General features: G+C 38.2%; 1 protein-coding gene. It reads left to right on the forward strand.

Going from position 1 to position 526, the window contains the following annotated elements; translation table 11 throughout:
- The coding region (locus N1032_RS27750) for a hypothetical protein (protein WP_259543958.1) at positions 1 to 392 on the forward strand (392 nt) is incomplete at its 5' end.
- Positions 393 to 526 lie beyond the last annotated feature (134 nt).

A 526-nucleotide genomic window follows, 5' to 3' on the forward strand; every position in this document is an offset into this window, starting at 1 on the left:
GATCGGCTACACCTGATATTCTACAGAACCAGATAGTGTTCCTAGAAAACCGTATTCTTAAATATGCTTTCAAATCAACTGACTTGGTAATGGGGAAAGCAGCACAGCAATCCACACTTGAAATGAGTAAGATTGACAGAACTGTATTGGAACAATTGACTAAAATGAACAAGTTGAGAAAATACAACTATGACAGGTTTTTCAAAGCATTGGGTGAGTTGGTAGGAGTTAATATCACAACTGAACTACCATTGCCACCTATTGATCAGTTCCAGATTGATAATTTAGAGGCTGATTTAGCGGTTAAAAGAGGACAGGCTGCTTCTCAGATGGCTGTAGCACAAAACGCTTCTATAACAAGCCAAAATGAGCCTGTAGTGGAAGGAGAATAATATGGCTGAAAGAACACTTAGTTACTCACCTGCAGTAGATATTGCTGCAACAAAAATCAAAGATGTAGTTCCAGAAGGAGTGGTTCGTCTTTATGTTTATGAGATGATAAATGCAGATAAGGATAAGGCTATGT

The sequence above is a fragment of the Herbiconiux daphne genome, from assembly GCF_024979295.1.
GTDB lineage: Bacteria > Actinomycetota > Actinomycetes > Actinomycetales > Microbacteriaceae > Herbiconiux > Herbiconiux daphnes.